The following is a 15,609-nucleotide window of genomic DNA, read 5'->3' as shown; positions in this document are numbered from 1 at the left end:
TCCGGTGGCCGGTCCGGTGCCGGGACCTGCGGCTCCTGTCGCAGAGCGGATTACTCAGGCAGTGCGGGCGCTCGTTCGGTCGCCGCCGCGAGGCCCGGCTCGAGTTCGAGGCCCTTGGTCTCAGGAAGTACCAGAGTGGCTACGATCGCGATGCTGTAGCCCACCAGAGCAATCAGGCCGATGGCCTCGGCGAGGGAGATCCATTGCGCCAGGATGCCTATGCAGGTGACGGCGAGCGCTCCGGCCGCCTTGCCGAAGTTGTAGGCGAAGCTCTGCCCGCTGCCGCGGATCGCGGTCGGGAACAGCTCGGTGAAGAACGGGCCGAGCGAGGCGTAGTTGCCGATGGTGAAGAAGCCGAACGGCACCCCCATCAGGATCAGCCCCCAGCCGGACAGCGGCAGGAACATGTACCCGACGGTCACCAGCCACGAGCAGACGAGGAACAGCTGGAAGGTTCTGCGCCGGCCGATGGTGTCGGCGAGGTAAGCGCTGGCAAGGAAGCCGAAGAAGGAGCCGCCGGTGACCAGGAAGACGTAGTAGCCGGAGGCACTCGGCGACAGGTGCCGGACAGTCTTCATGAAGGTCGGCAGCCAGTTCACGATGGCACCGCCGACGCCGATCACGCCGAAGGCCAGGAGTGACGCCAGGATGGTCGTCGACCGCGTCTGTCGGCCGAAGATGGCCCCGAGCCCCGGACGCCGGTGACCCTGCGCCGCAAGGCTGGCGCGGTTGTGCTGGTACAGCTCCGGCTCCTCGAGCTTGCGCCGGAGGTAGACGACGAGCAGGCCGGGCAGTACGCCGATCATGAGGAGTACCCGCCAGCCGTACTCCTCCGGGACGTGTGCCAGAACCACTCCGGCGAGGATCGCGGCGGCGCTCCAGCCGATGCCGAATCCGCTCTGTACCGAGCCGACCGCCTTGCCGCGGTGCTTGGCCCGGATGATCTCGCCCATCAGCACCGCACCGGCGGCCCACTCACCACCGAAGCCGAGGCCCTGCAGCACACGGATGACGATCAGTTGCTCGAAGTCCTGCGCCCAGCCGGCGATGAACGTGAACACTGCGAACCAGAGAATGGTGAACTGCATGACGCGGACGCGTCCGTAACGGTCGGCCAGGAAGCCGCACGCCCAGCCGCCGACGGCGGCTGAGAGGAGCGTCGCGGTGGCCAGATAGCCGGCCTCCGCCGTGGTGATTCCCCAGGTCGCAATCAGCACGGGGAGGACGAAGCTGAAGATCTGCGCGTCCATCGCGTCAACTGCCCATCCGGCGAAACATCCCCAGAACGTGTTGCGCTCGCGCTTCGTCAGCTCGCGGTACCACTTGAACATGCTGGTGCCTCCAAGTTGTGATGATCTCTCGTACTCATCCCTCCTCACACGACGAGTGGTGTCAGACCTCCGTCCATCGTGAGCGAGGCACCGGTCACGTACGACGCGCGTGCGCTGCACAGGAAGACCGCCGCGTCGGCCACCTCGTCGGGATTTGCGTACCGCCCGAGCGGGATCCGCTGCTGGTTTCGCCGAAGCAGTTCCTCGGGGGACTTCCCGGTCATGCGCGACTCGGCCGCCAGGGACATCTGGACCCGGTCGGTCATGGTCGCCGCGGGATTGATCACGTTGACGCGTACGCCGGCGTGGCCCCACGCCGCGGCCAGCCCGGCGGAGGCCAGCATCAGTGCGGCGTTCGCGGCTCCGCCGGGGAGATGGATCGGGGAGGCGACCTTGCCGCCGGTGCCGATGATGTTGACGACCGCGCCGTTGCGCCGGGCAACCATCCGCGGGAGGACATGGTCCATCACGTTCATGTACGTGAAGAACTTGGCGTCCATCGCCACCCGCCACTTGTCGGGTGTCAGCTCATCCGGAGGTACTCGCGTGGCCCCGCCGGCCGAGTTGACCAGTACGTCGATGGGCCCGACCTGCTCCTCGGTTGCCGCGACTGCCTGCTCCGCCGCTGTCACGTCCGACAGATCGGCCGAGAACGTCGTGACGGTGATACCGTCGGTGGCCAACATCTCCTGCGCGGCCTCGAGGTTGGCGGTGCTGCGCGACACGATCGCGACACGAGCCCCTTCGCTGCCGAAGGCGCGGGCGCAGGCGAGACCGATGCCCTTGCTGCCGCCGGTGACCAGTACGACCTTCCCGTCGAGCTCGAGCTTCATTTCGGATCCTCCTGCGTCAGCACCTCGGAGTTGTGAACGTTGATCGGGGTGCCCTGGGCGAAGGCCACGACCTGGTCGAAGGCGTTGCCGTAGGCGAACTCGTAGTTGTCGCGCTCGACGTAGCCGAGGTGCGGCGTACAGAGGGCATTCGGCAGCTGCAGGAGCGGGTTGTTCGGATCGGTCAATGGCTCGTGCTCGAACACATCGATCGCTGCCTTGCCCGGCCGGCCGGCGCGGAGGGCGGCGACGAGCGCGTCCGGTCGGATCAACTCCGCCCGGCTGGTGTTGACGAGCAGCGCTGTCGGCTTCATCAAGGCCAGCTCAGTGGGACCGATCAGGCCGATGGTGTCTGCGTTCAGGCGGAGATGCAGGCTGAGCACGTCCGAGTCCTCGAACAAAGCCTCCTTGCTCTGCGCGACCGGGAACCCTTCCGCCGTCGCCCGGTCGAGCGATCCCTGCCGTCCCCAGACCAGCAGGTCCATCCCGAAGGCCGCGCCGATCCGCGCCACCATCGAGCCGAGGCGACCGAAGCCGTAGATGCCCAGCGTCCGGCCGTGCAGGCCCGCCCCGATCGTGGACTGCCAGCGGCCCGCGCGCAGCGCCGCGCTCTCGAACGGGATGTTGCGCATGGCGGCCAGAATCAGGCCCCACGTGAGCTCAACGGTCGGGTACGACGGCCGCGAGGTCAGGGCCGATGACACGAGCACGCCGTGCCGGGTGCAGGCGGCGAGGTCGATGTGCGGCACGTGGCCGTTCTGGCTGATCAACTCAAGTTTCGACAGCCTGCTCAGAAGTGGCTCTCCGACCTTGGTCCGTTCCCGCAGGAGCACCAACACCTCGGTGTCGGCCAGGCGCTCGGCGAGCAGAGCCAAGTCGGCAACGGAGTCGTTCCAGATCGTGACGTCGTGCCCGCGTAGTCTGCTGAAGCAGTCGAGCGTCCGGACGACGTCCTGGTAGTCGTCGAGGATGGAGATCCGCAGTTTCCGGCCGGCATCGGTCATCGCGTCACGCATTCGTCGGCAGATCGGCAACGGGGGTGTCAGCTTCGATCGCGGCCAGCTTCCGCTCCTCGAGGGCGGCCTTCCGCACGGCCAGTGCCAGCACCTCGGCTGCCCGCAGGATGGGGATGAAGCAGACGCCGGTCTCGTCGGCGACGACGATGTCGCCGGGGGAGACCCGAACGCCCTCGATCTGGACGTCGCCGTTGATCTCCACCGTTTCGATGCGCCACTTGCCCGTGACGGGGGTGATCTCGCCGGCCCAGATCGGGTAGTCGACCCGCCGTGAGTGACCGAGGTCGCGGATGCCGCCGGCGACGACGGCACCCGCCTCGCCCTGCCGCTTTCCGGTCTGTGCCGAGATCCCACCCATGTTGGAGATGCCGGCCACGCCATCGATGACGACGACATCACCGGGCAGCGCCAGGTTGTGTGCCTCGAACTCCGCCATCCGGTTGACGTGACCGCGGGCGGTCTCGTACACGTGCTCGGCCTGGAGGATGTTTCGCACCGTCAGCGCAGGTCCGACCATCTTGGCGGTCGGCAGGGTCGGCTTGAGGACCGAGGCGCCCACCACGCCGGTGATCCCGAGCTCGTCCATGATGTCCGAGACCACGCTGGTCGCGTCCGCGAGGCGCTGGAAGCCCTCGATGACGCCTAGCGGCGGCCGAGGCGTCCGGAGAAGACGGATGCGCTCGTGGCTGATCTTTCCGGTCAGCTTCGGGAGCACGTCTCCAGCAGGAACATCATTCATGTGAAGAATCCTTAGGGCGTCGTGGAAACCGGTCGGCCCGCTGTCGAGCCGGTCTCGAGTGAGCCGGTTTCATGCGAGTTCGTGCTGATAGCGTGAGCCCAGTCACCCCGACCGTCCAATAGAGAGTCGAGGGGGTTCATCATCAACCACATGAATAACGCCCGCATCGATCTGAACCTGCTCGTGGTTCTCGAGGCGATCATGCTGGAGCGGAACGTGACCCGTGCCGCGGCGAACCTGTCGATGAGCCAGCCGGCGGTCAGCAATGCCCTCCGCAGGGCGCGGAAGCTCACCAACGACCAGTTGTTCCTCAAGGTCGCCAACGGTGTCCAGCCGACGGCACGGATGCTGGCGATGTGGCCGGAGCTGCATCGATCCCTCGCCGTGATCCGGGCCTCGATCGCACCCGAGAACTTCGATCCCCGGGCCGACCCGACGACCTTCCGGCTCGCTGTCACCGATCCCCTCGCCGCAGAGGGAGTCCGCGGAATCACCCTGAAGCTCAGGTCCACGGCGCCGTACGCCCGCATCGCCTTCTCGTTGCACACGAACGCCGGCTCCCTGGACGGGATCGAGCGCGGCACGCTGGACTGTGCCGTGGGCATGTTCCCGGCGATTCCCCGCGGCATGCACGCGCGCGGCCTACGGACAGACCAATACATGTGTGTGATGAAGAGCGTCCATCCGTTGACGAGCAGCATGAGCCTGGACGACTTCGCCGCCGCCTCGCACGTGCTGGTGACGCCATCCGGGACCGACCTCGGCGCGGTGGACGGCTGGCTCAGCTTGCAGGACCGCACGCGAGCGATCGTCGCAGTCGTCAACCATTTCGCCGACGCACTGCGGATCGTCGCTGAGAGCGATCTGCTCACCTGCGTGCCGAGCGGCTTCATCGATGGCCCGGGCCGCACCATCCTCGAGCAACACGACCTGGTGGTCCGCCCGTTGCCGTTCGAGACCGAGAAGCTGATCTACAAGCTGGTCTGGCACGAACGGCTGCAGGCCCATCCCGCTCACCAGTGGTTCCGCTCACTCGTCGCCGAGGTCTGTGGAGGCGCAAATGGGGCAAGGAAGGCGCCATCACCCCCTGGCCAGGACAGGCCTGCTGAAGCAGAACCCTCCTGGGCCAGGGGGTGATGCGGGACTGATGTTGTTAGGGCTGAGCTGGACGCACAGCGGGGGTCAGGTCGACTCGGTGAGGCCGATTCGGGTGTGCAGAGCGCGGAGTTGCGGAGGTGACCACCAGGCCCGGCTCCCGAGGAGGCGAAGCGCGGTCGGGACGAGGACGCCGCGGATCAGGGTCGCGTCGACCAGGACGGCGAGCCCAGACCCGATTCCGAAGAGCTGGATGAAGCTGACCGAACTGGTGCCGAAGGCGAAGAAGCTGACCGACAGGATGATCGCCGCCATCGACACGATCCGCCCGCTCCGGGCCAGCCCTGTGGTCACCGACTCGCGCAGTGCGACTCCCTCGTCATGCTGCTCCTTGATCCGGCTCAGCACGAAGATCTCGTAGTCCATCGACAGCCCGAAGGTGATGCAGAACAGCAGGACCAGCATGCTCGTGTCCAACGGTAACGGCGTGAACCCCAGCCAGCCGGACAACCATCCGTCCTGGAACACCAGCACCATCGCCCCGAGCGTCGCCGACAACGCAACCACGTTCAGCACCAACGCACGCAACGGCTGCAGCAGACTCCCGGTGAACAGGAACAGCAACACGAATGTGGTCAGCGCGATCAGCCCGGCCGCCAGCGGCAGTCGCGATCCGATGGCTTCCTGGCTGTCCATGAACCGCGCCGTCGTCCCTCCGACCAGGAATTCGCCCGGCCCCGGCAACGCGCGCGCCGCGTCGACCAGCGCCCGCGCCTCGCCCGACCGCGTATCCGCGTCTGTGATCACGGACAGCCTCTGGATGCCGTCGGCCGTCAGCCGTGGATCGGCCGGCCCTGCTTGCCTACCTGAAGCGAACGCTCCTGCCGCGGACTCGACCCGTACGACGTGTGGCAGCCGCGAGAGGTCCTCCGCATAGGTCCGGACGGCGCTCGTCCCCACCGCTTCGGAACTGACCAGCTCGACCGCGTTCGTGTCGTCGGTGCCGAAATCATCGCGCAGTGCGTCACCGACGACGCGACTGGTCGCCGTGGTCGGCAGCACGCGATCGTCCGGCGTACCGAACTCGACATGCAGTAGCGGAGTTGCCAGCAGCAGCAATCCGGCGACCACCGGCAACGCGACCAGCGTCGGTCGGCGCATTGCCAATCCGGCAAGCCGCCCCCAGAACGGCGCGACAGTCGTCGGGGCACCCTTGAGCCATGGCAGCCTGCCCGCGTTGACTCGCGGACCGAGCACGGTCAGCAGGGCCGGCAGGACTACGAGGGCGGTGACCATCGCGATCACGATCACGCCGATCCCGGCGTACGCGAAGGACCGCAGGAAGAACAACGGGAACATGAGCAGCGCGGCCAGTGCGACGGCGACTGTCATGGCGCTGAAGACGATCGTGCGCCCAGCTGTTTCGACCGTCCGGACGACCGCGGCGTGCGAGGCGGCGCGCGGGTCGGTTGCGGAATCCGGGATCCTGGCCAGTTCTTCGCGATAGCGGCTGACCATCAGCAGTGCGTAGTCGATCGCCAGCCCGAGCCCGAGGGCGGTGGTCAGGTTGATCGCGTAGATCGAGACGTCGGTGACCGAGCCGAGCAGGGAGAGCTCCGCGAAGGTACCGAAGATTGCGACCACCCCGACTGCGAGCGGCAGCAGGGCAGCGACCAGGCTGCCGAACGCGAGCACGAGCAGCGCCAGGATGATCGGCACGGCGATGGCCTCGGCCGTCGCGAGGTCGCGGCCGACCTGGCCGCTGACGTCGTGGTTCACCCCGGCCTCGCCGCCGACGTCGACTTTGAGCCCGGCCCGCTCACCGCCGTAGTCGCTGATCAAGCGAGCGGTGAGCTCGTCGCGGGAGTCGAGGTCGCCGCCGGTCGAGACGACCACCAGTGCCTTGGTCCCATCGGCCGACTTCATCGCCGGCGCTCTGGTGGTCCAGTACGACGCGACGCCGGTGAGTTCCGGTTCGGCTGCGATCCGGCGGGTCAGGTCGGTACCAGCGGCGGTGACACCGGGATCGTCGACGGCCCGGCGGGCGTCGACCACGAAGACGAGGTCGGCCCGGCCCTCGAAGCTGGCGGCGAGTTGGGTCATGGCCCGGCTGGACTCGGAGCCGGGATCGTCGAAGCCGCCGCCGGCGAGTTTGCCGAAGGCACCGACCCCGAGGACGGCGGCTCCGGTCGACAACAGCATGGTGACCAGCAGGACGGCTCGGGCGTGGAAGGTGATGAACGTACCGAGGCGATGCAGCATTTGCGGAGCTCCAAGAAAGGGCAGGGGAACGTGGGCCGGAGGATCAACGGGTGAGCTCGGCCGGCATCGGGACCTGGGCCACGCCGCGATCCGTCAACGATCCGAAGGTGATCGTCCGGCCGTGGGGCAGGACCGAGCTGACGGAGTGGAACCGGCCGGTTGTGTCGTGGAAGCTGAAGATCGGGCTGCCGTGACGGTCGAGTACCATCGCGAACCCGTACGGACGGCGGACGGAGCCAAGTTGGTCCGGCGGGATGGCAGCGAGGGCGCGCCGGGCAGCCTCGCTGCTGAAGACGGCGTCGACCTCGTCGCTGCGCAGGTCGCTTCCCCCGATCCAGACGCGGCCCCGGTCGTCCAGCCGGATGTTGTCCGGCCCGTTGACCAGCCACGGGCCGAACTGCTCGGTCGTCCCTTCCCGGCTGCCTCGGAGCCAGACACGGGTCAATCGGGTGCGGAAGGATTCCGCCACCAGCACGTAGTGCTCATCCGGGTCGACCTGGACGCCATTGGCGAAGTACAGGCCGTCGGCAACAACGTCGGTCACACCGGTGGTCGGCTCGTAGCGCAGTAGCCGGCCGTTCGGGCGGCCGTCGAGCAGGTCGTTGGGGAACCCGGGAAGGTAGACCGTGCTCGCCTCCGTGAAGTAGATCGTGCCGTCGGTGGCGACCGAGACGGCGTCGGGGAAGAAGATGAGTCTGCCGTCGAGACGGTCGGTCAGGACCCATGTCTCCCCGGTGCGCGTGTCGATGGCCATCACACCCTGCCGGGCGACCGCGGCGATGAGGATGTGTCGGGAGTAGGCGTCGAGTCCGAGTGGGCGGCCGGCCACGGTGGCCACGCGCTTGACCCGCCGGGCCTCTCCCTTGCTGTTCATGCTGATCCGCCAGATGCCGCCGTCGGCGGTGCCCGTGTAGAGGTGGCCGTCCAGCCCCGGGGCGATGTCCTCGGCGCCTTGGAGCTCGTCCTCCCCGATGATCGTGGCGTTGGTGATGTGATCGTTGACGGCGAGCGGCCCCAGCAACGCCGGCCGCGGCGGGAGATCGGTCCAGAGCTGGGGCTCCCAGTCGGCGGGCAACTCCGAGCGCTGATGGTCGACCGCCGGTCCCGAGGGCTCGGTGCGCGGCAGCGGAGGCCGGTCGGCCGGGCGTGCTTGCGTCGCGACCGAGTCGTCGATGCCGAGATACGCCATCGTCAGCAGGGCGGCGATGGCAGGCGCGCCACGCCGAAGAGCGCGCCGGACGGCCCGCCGTGACGGGGTGGTGATGGTGGTGGTGTTTGTCATGCACGACAGAAGATCGCACGCTCCTCAGCCGCGTCTCCTGGATACCTCAGAGGATCCTCCGGACTCTGAGGTGGCACTGAGGTGGACGCGCTCTAGTGTTCGTTCATGACTGCACACGTGCTCGTCGTGGACGACGACGACGCCATCCGCGACATGGTCGGTACGGCGCTGCGGTACGCGGGCTTCGAGACGAGCGTCGCGAGTGACGGTTCCGAGGCCCTGGCGAAGATCGGCGCCGGCTCGCCTGATGTCGTCGTGCTCGACGTGCTCATGCCCGGCCTTGACGGCTTCGAGGTCTGCCGGCGACTGCGCGCGGACGGCGCGGGTGTCCCGATCATCTTCGTGACCGCGCGTGCGGCCAGCCGCGACGTGCTGGAAGGCTTCGGGCGCGGTGGCGACGACTACATCACCAAGCCGTTCGTGCTCGAGGAACTTGTCGCTCGCATCCGCGCCGTGCTGCACCGAGCCGGACGCCTGCGCCGCGATGGCCGACTGCGCTGCGCGGACCTGGAACTTCACGAGGACCGGCACGAGGTCCGCCGGGCCGGCCGACGGGTGGACCTCTCGCGAACGGAGTTCAATCTGCTCCGCTACCTGCTGGCCAACGCCGGGCTCGTGCTGTCGAAGCAGCAGATCCTCGAGCGCGTCTGGCGGTACGACTTCGACGGCGACGGGCATGTCGTCGAGACCTACATCAGCGCGCTTCGTCGCCGGATCGACGTCGGCGGCAGCCCTCCGCTGATCCACACCATCCGCGGCGTCGGCTACACGCTGCGTGCTCCCGAGGACTGATCCGATGCACCTGCGCACCAAGCTGACACTCGGGATCCTGCTGGCCACGCTCGCGACGTTCGTCGCGGTGGGGTTCGTGGCGATCCCGGCGGCCAAGATCGCGTTGCGGGACCGGATCGACGCCAGGCTCCGCGCGGATCTGCCGGCGATCCGCGCCTCCGTTGTCACTCCCCGCGGTGAGCTGATCCCGGGCGCACTGGAGTCCGTCGGCGCGCTCGGTGACCGTGCGTACGCTCTGGTGCTCGTCGGCCGCTCGGGAGTGAAGGTGCTCGCCACCTCCGGTCCACCTGGCGCACCCGATCCTCCGCCCGAGCTCGCGGTCGGCGACCTGGCGGCCCTGGGCGGGGTCGAGTACGCCGAGGCGGCCGACGGCTCGCAGTACCGCTACACAACGGTCGACATCGGCGGCGACCGGTCGCTCGTGGTGGCCGCGCCGGTCGATGACCTCGGGGAGCTGGTCGACGATCTCACCCGCACCTTCACGCTGCTGGCGACCGGCGGCGCCGGCGTACTCGCGCTGATGTCGTGGTGGTGGATTCGGCGCAGCACCCGTCCGATCGAGCGCCTGACCGAGCGCGCCGAGGCCATCGCCGGTGGCGACGCCGATCGGACCCTCTCCGTGCCGGCCGGGATCGCCGAGCTCCGCCGGCTGACGCGGGCGCTCGACGCGATGGTGGCGAGCGTCGACGCGTCGCTCGCGATCCGGACACAGTCCGAGGCACGCCTGCGGGAATTCGTCGCGAACGCATCACACGAGCTGCGGACGCCGCTCACCAGCATCAGTGGCTACCTGCAACTCGATCTCGACGGTGCCCTCGCCGGCCACGAGCAGCACCGCCGCTCGATGGGCCGCGCCCTCGCCGAGGCCTCGCGGATGCGCCGCATCGTCGCCGACCTCCAGCTCCTCACCGAGCTGGACGAGGACCTGACGCCGGCGACGGCCGACGTCGACCTCGTCGAGGTCCTGCACGAAGCGATCGCCGACGCGAACGCGGTCGACCCGACGCGCACCCGAACGCTGGACGTCGGCGACGCTCCGCTGATCGTTCGCGTCAACGCTGATCAGCTACGTCAGGTGATCGCCAACCTCCTGGACAACGTCCGCGTGCACACTCCGCCCGGAACCGCGACCGTCGTGTCGGCGGGCCGCCAGGGCGGCGGCGTCGTGATCGAGGTCGCGGACGACGGCCCGGGTGTCCCCGACGACGAGCTGCATCGCGTCTTCGACCGCTTCTGGCGCCACGACGTCTCCCGCTCTCGCGGGTCTGGCGGCAGTGGGCTGGGGCTCTCGATCGTGGCCGCGATCGTGGCCACCCACCGCGGCGCCGTCCACGCCACCCGCTCCCCAGGCGGCGGACTCGCAGTCCGGATCACTCTTCCATCCCCGAACGGCGCACCACCGTGGACGACGAAGGTGGTCAACCGACAGTGAGGGGGCCGACGTGGGTCACTCTGGCTGCGAGGTGGTACAGGACTGCGGTGGACCGGCCGACCGAGGCCCCGTCGCCGCCGACCGTTGTCGTCACTCAGTAGCACGACGTCACGGGAGCCGATCTCGGCTGGCTGGAGTGCGGGGCCTGCGGTTTTGATGGAGGAGGTGCCCAGCCGAATTGGTACGTGCGTCCTGGTGGGTGAGTATCCGCCACCCGCCGATCTCGAGGGGACGGTGGGCCCGCCCAGGTGCGTCATCTGAGCCATGGACGGGGCGACCGTTCTGTTATTGGTTGCCGGTCAGGAGTCGGCGGTGCGGCCGGGCACGACTTGCGCGTGCTGGAGTGCCCAGTTGAGCGCGTAGTCGGCCACGGCCTCCCAGCCTGGGGCCGCGCAGGTCCAGTGGTCGCGTCCCTCGAACTCGTGGTATTCGGTGAGGGCAGGAGACTTCTTGTAGTGGTTGGCGTTCGACTTGTTCACAGCCGGCGGCATGATGTGGTCCTTTTCGCCGGCGATGAACAGCAGCGGAGCGCGGTCGGCGGCGTAGTCGAGCCAGGTGTCTTGGTGGCCGGGTTTGAAGTTGGCGAACAGGCCGAACTCCCAGACCCAGTTGCCCGGGGCGGGGATGTGGTAGCGGTCCCAGACTGCCTTGGATTCCTCCTCGGTGAGGGTGTTGGTGAAGGCGTAGTGGAACTCCTCGGGGGTGAATCCCACGGCCTTGTGCCGGTTGGCCGGGTTCTTCAGCGCGGGGAACAGTGACTTGGCCTGGGACAGCGGGTTCACGCGTACGCCCTCGGTGGGGGCGGAATCGACGACGACCCCTGCTGAGCCGAGGCCGCGGGCCAGCAGCAGCTGGGTGAGGGTCCCGCCGAAGGAGTGGCCCATGATGATCGGCGGAGTCTCGACCTTCTCGATCACGGTGGCGAGGTGGTCGAGGGTTTCGGGCACGGTCAGGTTTGCGATGACTTCGGGGTTCTCGCGCAGGGACTCGACCTCGATGTCGAAGCCGGGGTATCCGGGTGTCAGGACGGTGAAGCCCTTGGCCTGGTAGTGCTGGACCCAGTTTTCCCAGCTTCGGGGCGTCATCCACAGGCCGTGCACGAGGACGACGGTGTCGGGACGGCGGGTGTCGTTCATGATGTTCCTTCCGGTCAGGCGTCGATGAACTCGAGCAGATCGGCGTGCAGCCGGTCTCGGTCGGTGTCGGGGAGTGCGTGGCCGCTGCCTTCGTAGACCTTGAGTACGGCGCCGTCGATCAGCGCGGCGGATCGCTTGCCGCCCACTTCGAACGGCACGATCTGGTCGTCGTCGCCGTGGATGACCAGAGTCGGTACGTCGACTTTTTCCAGGTCGGGGCGGAAGTCGGTGGCCGAGAACGCGGCGATGCACTCGTAGGCGCCGCGGTGGCCACAGGCCATGCTCTGCAGCCAGAACGCGTCCCGGAAGCCTTGGTCGACGTCCTGCTTGCGGTTGTGCCCGAAGAACGGGCCGTCGGCGAGATTCCGGTACAGCTGTGATCGGTCGGCGGCCTCGCCGGCCCGGATCTCGTCGAACACCTCGATAGGTAGTCCTTCGGGGTTGTCGTCGGTGCGCAGCATGAGTGGCGGCACGGCGGACACCAGGACGAGCCGGGAGACGCGGCTGCTGCCGTGGCGGCCGAGGTAGTGGACGATCTCGCCGCCGCCGGTGGAGTGGCCGACAAGGGTGAGGTCTTGCAGATCCAGGGTGTCGATGAGACAGGCCAGGTCGTCGGCGTAGGTGTCCATCTCGTTGCCGTTCCAGGTCTGGCTCGAGCGCCCGTGGCCGCGCCGGTCGTGGGCGATGGCGCGGTGCCCGTGTTCGGCGAGGAAGCGGGCTCCGGATTCCCAGGCGTCGGAGTTCAACGGCCAGCCGTGGCTGAGGATCACCGGCGAACCACCGGCGCCCCAGTCCCTGTAGAAGATCTCGGCGCCGTCATCGGCGGTGATGTAAGGCATGGGGGTCCTCCTTGGCTGAGGTTTCCCCGAGCCTGTACCGGTACGGGCAGGCGCGGACCACGTGAAGCACGTAGTCGTGACGATGTGCGGGCCGTCAGGAGGGCGGGTGGATCCGGTCGGCGAGCTGCCGACGAGAGGTGACTCCCAGCTTTTGGAAGACCTTGCGCAGGTGGTAGTCGACGGTGTTGACGCTGAGGAACATGGTGGCGCCGATCTCGGCGTTGGTGTTGCCGGCCGCGGCGAGCCGCGCGACGGTCAACTGTTGGGCTGTGAGGTCGAGCGGGCTGCGTTGTCCCGCCGCGGGCGCGTGGTCCCCGATGGCCTCCAGTTCGTTGCGAGCACGCTGGGCGAAACCGGATGCCTCGATCCGCTCGAAGATCTCCACAGCCTGACGCAGCTGCTCTCGCGCGTCACGGCGACGCCGTGTACGGCGCAGCCATTCGCCGTACAGGAGGTGAGTCCGGGCCAGCTCGATCTCGATGCCGGTCGGGGCGAACGTCGCGACGGCCGCCTGGTAATAAGGTTCGGCCCTGGCGTCGTCGACAAGCGCTCGCGACCGTTGGGCGACACCGGCTGTCCATGGCGACCCGTTGGCCCGTGCCAGCTTCTCCAGGTACTCCACGAAGCCGAGTGCCTCATCGAGGTGATCACTGCGGACCGCCGCTTCGACGAAGTCCGGGTACTCCAGCGGCGTGACCTGGAGGTACGGATCGTCCACGAGTGACTTCAAACTGGCATACGCCTCGTTGTAGAGGCCTTCACACAGATCGCGGATGGCGAGGGCCGCTACCCCGGAGGCGTGCACGCCGCCGAAACCCATCGACCGTGCGCCTTCGGCGATCTGCTCGACCTGCGATCGAGGTGCGCCGAACCAGGCGAGGAGGGCCACGTTGACTACGTTCTCGGCGTCGTAGCCGATGGCGCGGCGCAACTCTCGCACTTGTTCGACGTAGTGGGCTGCGCGTTGCGGACTTCCGCCCTTCAGTTCGGCCAAGGACAAGATCCAGAGCGCGGTTTCGAGCAGCTGCAGCGAGCCTGCCTCGCGGGCGGCTTCTGCTGTGCGCTCCAGGCATTCTCGGCGCGCGTCGGCGTCCCACAGAGCCGTGGTCAGTGCGACGCTGATCGTTCCGTAGTGCAAGAGGCTTTCCGGGTCCAACGCGGCGATCGCGTCCACAGCGGTCCGCATGATCGGGACCGCCTCGTCATAGGGCAGCAGGATATGGGCACTCAAGGCACGGAGGATCGTCGCGGCGATGCCATCGTGGAGCTCGGCCCCCTTCCGCATGCGCCGGCCGAGCTCGGACAGTGTCGCACCTTGAGCGAGGCGTTCGGCCGGCATCGTGTACTCGAATGCCTTGATCAGCGCGTTTTGCTCCAGCGTGGCATCGTGGCCGTGGAACAACTCGGCAGCGGCCAGCATGTTCGCCCCGCCGTTCATCAGCGCCGGGTCCGCGGTGAAGATCGCGATGCTGGCACGGGTCGAGATCAGTCGACCCTGCGAGACTGCGTCCAAGGCGTCCTCGGCCACATCGTCGAGCAGGCTCTTGGCCAACTGTGCGGCGCCGGCGGCCAATGCCGCTTCGGCCGCTGCCACCAGCCGGGCGTACTTGCGACCTCCCTGCGGCGTCAGCGCGGAGGCCTGCGCCAGCACTCTGGCGCGAGACGCGAACCCACCGCGCCGGCCTGCCAGGTCGGCAACGCGTTCCAGCCGATCCGCCACCGCAGGGTCCGTGCCCAGGGTCGCCTTGGCGGCGTGCCAGGCTTCCAACTCGATCAGGCCCAGCCGGCCGGCAGCCGCCGACAGCGCGCCGTGGATTCGCCGCCGCTGCCCTCCCTGGGCGGCGTTGTACGCCGCCGACCGCACGAGCGGGTGCCGGAACCTGACTGACGGCGAAAGTTCCACCAGGTCGGCGGCCTCCGCCGCGTCACCCGCGCCGTCAGGCAGGCTGAGGGACTGTCCGGCCGCGCGGATCAGGTCCACATTCCCTGTGGAGTCTGCCGCTGCGATCAGCAGCCACTGCTGCAGGTCAGGCGCAAGGTGGCGGATCCGGCGCAGGTAGAACGCCTCGAGGCGGTGCCCGACGGGGAACGGTTCGGCGGCGAAGGTGGACTCGGTCAACTGCTTGATGCTGAGCTCACTGGCCAGGTCGATCAGCGCGAGCGGGTTGCCACCCGTCGCCACGACGATCTGCGCTGCCGCCGCCGGATCGAGGACTTCGGGCAGGGACGACCTCAGCAACCTGATCGCCGATTCGGGAGCGAGACCGGTGAGACCGAGTTCAGGTACGCCCGCCATCTGGTCCGCGAGACCGGCATCGTGGCGGCCGGCGAAAATAATCGCAGCCGACTCCGCTTCCAGTCGTCTGGCAACGAACGCCAGTACGTCCAGCGACTCGGAGTCCAGCAGGTGTGCGTCGTCAACCGCGCACGCGACCGGTTCTACCTCTCCCGCGGCGGCCAGCATCCCGAGCACACCCAACCCGACCAGGAACCGATCCGGTGGCGGGCCGTCGGCCACCCCGGCAGCCACCCGAAGCGCGTGCTGGTGGCGTTCCGGAAGCGACGGCGCGTACGCACGCAGCGGGATCATCAGGCGCTGCAAGGCGGCGAACGGGATCGTGGACTCCGCCTCGTAGCCATCAACGCGCAGTTGCCGCATACCGGTCGCACCCGCCAGAGCGGCTTCGAGCAGCGAGGTCTTTCCTATCCCTGGCTCGCCGGACACAAGCAACGCACCACCGCGTCCATTTCGCGCGTGCCCAAGCAGGCTGCGGACCTGTCGCTGTTCCGCATCCCGCCCGAGCAGACCCCCCTCTACTCCCATGGCTGCTGACCCTAAACGGCCGTGTGAGGCC

12 protein-coding genes are annotated in these 15,609 nt (G+C 68.2%); 3 read left to right on the top strand and 9 right to left on the bottom strand.

Annotated features, from left to right (window positions below):
• Positions 1–50: 50 nt before the first annotated feature.
• Genes AB0H36_RS30915 through AB0H36_RS30900 form a run of 4 tightly spaced genes read right to left on the bottom strand, consistent with a single transcriptional unit; the run spans position 51 to position 3,916 of the window.
• On the bottom strand, positions 51–1,331 hold the full coding sequence (locus AB0H36_RS30915) for an MFS transporter (protein WP_360531372.1): 1,281 nt from the start codon (positions 1,329–1,331) through the stop codon (positions 51–53).
• A 44-nt stretch (positions 1,332–1,375) separates the two neighbouring features.
• On the bottom strand, positions 1,376–2,164 hold the full coding sequence (locus AB0H36_RS30910) for an SDR family oxidoreductase (RefSeq protein ID WP_360531369.1): 789 nt from the start codon (positions 2,162–2,164) through the stop codon (positions 1,376–1,378).
• Positions 2,161–3,177 carry a D-2-hydroxyacid dehydrogenase family protein gene (locus tag AB0H36_RS30905; RefSeq protein ID WP_360531366.1) on the bottom strand — a complete coding sequence of 339 codons (1,017 nt, stop codon included), beginning with the start codon at positions 3,175–3,177 and terminating at the stop codon, positions 2,161–2,163. The genes AB0H36_RS30910 and AB0H36_RS30905 overlap by 4 nt, the downstream gene beginning before the upstream one ends.
• The gene (locus AB0H36_RS30900; protein WP_360531362.1) at positions 3,170–3,916 is read right to left on the bottom strand and encodes a hypothetical protein; all 747 of its coding nucleotides are present in this window, start codon (positions 3,914–3,916) and stop codon (positions 3,170–3,172) included. The genes AB0H36_RS30905 and AB0H36_RS30900 overlap by 8 nt, the downstream gene beginning before the upstream one ends.
• A gap of 150 nt (positions 3,917–4,066) precedes the next feature.
• On the opposite strand from AB0H36_RS30900, the gene AB0H36_RS30895 reads away from it, so the two are divergent.
• Positions 4,067–5,053: a LysR family transcriptional regulator gene (locus tag AB0H36_RS30895; RefSeq protein WP_360531359.1), complete on the top strand. Its 987-nt coding sequence runs from the start codon at positions 4,067–4,069 to the stop codon at positions 5,051–5,053.
• Positions 5,054–5,098: 45 nt separating this feature from the next.
• Here the strand turns inward: AB0H36_RS30895 and AB0H36_RS30890 are convergent, their stop codons facing one another.
• Both AB0H36_RS30890 and AB0H36_RS30885 read right to left on the bottom strand, forming a co-directional pair.
• Entirely contained in the window at positions 5,099–7,273 is a 2,175-nt protein-coding gene (locus AB0H36_RS30890) for an MMPL family transporter (RefSeq protein ID WP_360531356.1), read from the bottom strand.
• A 43-nt stretch (positions 7,274–7,316) separates the two neighbouring features.
• Entirely contained in the window at positions 7,317–8,555 is a 1,239-nt protein-coding gene (locus tag AB0H36_RS30885; protein ID WP_360531353.1) for an SMP-30/gluconolactonase/LRE family protein, read from the bottom strand.
• A gap of 105 nt (positions 8,556–8,660) precedes the next feature.
• On the opposite strand from AB0H36_RS30885, the gene AB0H36_RS30880 reads away from it, so the two are divergent.
• Both AB0H36_RS30880 and AB0H36_RS30875 read left to right on the top strand, forming a co-directional pair.
• Complete coding sequence (locus AB0H36_RS30880; protein ID WP_360531350.1) at positions 8,661–9,347, top strand: response regulator transcription factor; 687 nt, start codon at positions 8,661–8,663, stop codon at positions 9,345–9,347.
• Between the two features lie 4 nt (positions 9,348–9,351).
• Positions 9,352–10,779: a HAMP domain-containing sensor histidine kinase gene (locus AB0H36_RS30875; RefSeq protein ID WP_360531347.1), complete on the top strand. Its 1,428-nt coding sequence runs from the start codon at positions 9,352–9,354 to the stop codon at positions 10,777–10,779.
• A gap of 299 nt (positions 10,780–11,078) precedes the next feature.
• Here AB0H36_RS30875 and AB0H36_RS30870 read toward each other — a convergent pair whose 3' ends face one another.
• The 3 genes from AB0H36_RS30870 to AB0H36_RS30860 all read right to left on the bottom strand — a co-directional run bounded on the left by AB0H36_RS30870 (position 11,079) and on the right by AB0H36_RS30860 (position 15,578).
• Positions 11,079–11,915 (bottom strand): alpha/beta hydrolase, encoded by an 837-nt coding sequence (locus AB0H36_RS30870; RefSeq protein WP_360531344.1) that lies wholly within the window; start codon positions 11,913–11,915, stop codon positions 11,079–11,081.
• A gap of 14 nt (positions 11,916–11,929) precedes the next feature.
• Positions 11,930–12,754, bottom strand: coding sequence for an alpha/beta hydrolase (locus tag AB0H36_RS30865; RefSeq protein WP_360531341.1), 825 nt, complete (start codon positions 12,752–12,754; stop codon positions 11,930–11,932).
• Between the two features lie 94 nt (positions 12,755–12,848).
• Entirely contained in the window at positions 12,849–15,578 is a 2,730-nt protein-coding gene (locus tag AB0H36_RS30860) for an AAA family ATPase (protein ID WP_360531338.1), read from the bottom strand.
• Positions 15,579–15,609 lie beyond the last annotated feature (31 nt).

The organism is Kribbella sp. NPDC050820 (assembly GCF_040653975.1).
Taxonomy (GTDB): Bacteria; Actinomycetota; Actinomycetes; order Propionibacteriales; family Kribbellaceae; genus Kribbella.
Note: the sequence above shows the minus strand (reverse complement) of the source record. Positions and strands in the feature narration are given on the sequence as shown.

Excerpts from the sequence above, each read along its gene's own strand:
- AB0H36_RS30885 (WP_360531353.1), bottom strand. The coding sequence starts at position 8,555 with ATGACAAACACCACCACCATCACCACCCCGTCACGGCGGGCCGTCCGG.
- AB0H36_RS30875 (WP_360531347.1), top strand. The coding sequence starts at position 9,352 with ATGCACCTGCGCACCAAGCTGACACTCGGGATCCTGCTGGCCACGCTC.
- AB0H36_RS30895 (WP_360531359.1), top strand. The coding sequence starts at position 4,067 with ATGAATAACGCCCGCATCGATCTGAACCTGCTCGTGGTTCTCGAGGCG.
- AB0H36_RS30880 (WP_360531350.1), top strand. The coding sequence starts at position 8,661 with ATGACTGCACACGTGCTCGTCGTGGACGACGACGACGCCATCCGCGAC.
- AB0H36_RS30905 (WP_360531366.1), bottom strand. The coding sequence starts at position 3,177 with ATGCGTGACGCGATGACCGATGCCGGCCGGAAACTGCGGATCTCCATC.
- AB0H36_RS30865 (WP_360531341.1), bottom strand. The coding sequence starts at position 12,754 with ATGCCTTACATCACCGCCGATGACGGCGCCGAGATCTTCTACAGGGAC.
- AB0H36_RS30915 (WP_360531372.1), bottom strand. The coding sequence starts at position 1,331 with ATGTTCAAGTGGTACCGCGAGCTGACGAAGCGCGAGCGCAACACGTTC.
- AB0H36_RS30900 (WP_360531362.1), bottom strand. The coding sequence starts at position 3,916 with ATGAATGATGTTCCTGCTGGAGACGTGCTCCCGAAGCTGACCGGAAAG.
- AB0H36_RS30910 (WP_360531369.1), bottom strand. The coding sequence starts at position 2,164 with ATGAAGCTCGAGCTCGACGGGAAGGTCGTACTGGTCACCGGCGGCAGC.
- AB0H36_RS30890 (WP_360531356.1), bottom strand. The coding sequence starts at position 7,273 with ATGCTGCATCGCCTCGGTACGTTCATCACCTTCCACGCCCGAGCCGTC.
- AB0H36_RS30860 (WP_360531338.1), bottom strand. The coding sequence starts at position 15,578 with ATGGGAGTAGAGGGGGGTCTGCTCGGGCGGGATGCGGAACAGCGACAG.
- AB0H36_RS30870 (WP_360531344.1), bottom strand. The coding sequence starts at position 11,915 with ATGAACGACACCCGCCGTCCCGACACCGTCGTCCTCGTGCACGGCCTG.